A 477-nucleotide genomic window follows, 5' to 3' on the forward strand; every position below is an offset into this window, starting at 1 on the left:
TCGAAGGCGCCACCCTGGAACTCCGGGGAGTACAGGGGTCTTCCGGCCGGGTGGTCGTAGCTGATGTCGGGGACGCCGTTCCACTTCGTGGGGTTGGAGCAGTCGAAGCCCTGCGGGTAGGAGTCCGGGCCGTCCACGTCGAGGGCGCCGTCACCGGAGTTGAAGGTGCCGTTGTTGTTGCCGGTCAGCGGCACGGTGATGCCGTCGGCGCGGGCCTTGTCCTCCAGGTGCTTCATGTAGGAGCGGGCGGCCGCGGAGCCGTTGTAGTACTCGTTCTCGACCTGGTAGGCGATGACCGAGCCGGTGCCGTTGGTGAGTTGGTGCCGGGCGATGATCCGGTCGATCTGGGTCAGCCACTCGTCGGCGTACTTCAGGAAGCGCGGGTCGTCGCTGCGGTTGTCCTCGGCCTTGGTGGTCAGCCAGCCGGGCAGGCCGCCGCTGTCGACCTCGGCGTTGATGTAGGGGGCGGGGCGGGCG

1 protein-coding gene is annotated in these 477 nt (G+C 68.3%); it reads right to left on the bottom strand.

Annotated features, from left to right (window positions below):
- Window positions 1-477, bottom strand: a 477-nt coding sequence (locus IF54_RS40210) for a beta-galactosidase (RefSeq protein WP_037821244.1), incomplete at both ends; no start/stop codon positions are given.

Source organism: Streptomyces sp. NRRL B-3229 (assembly GCF_000719505.1).
GTDB classification, from domain to species: Bacteria; Actinomycetota; Actinomycetes; order Streptomycetales; family Streptomycetaceae; genus Streptomyces; species Streptomyces griseorubiginosus.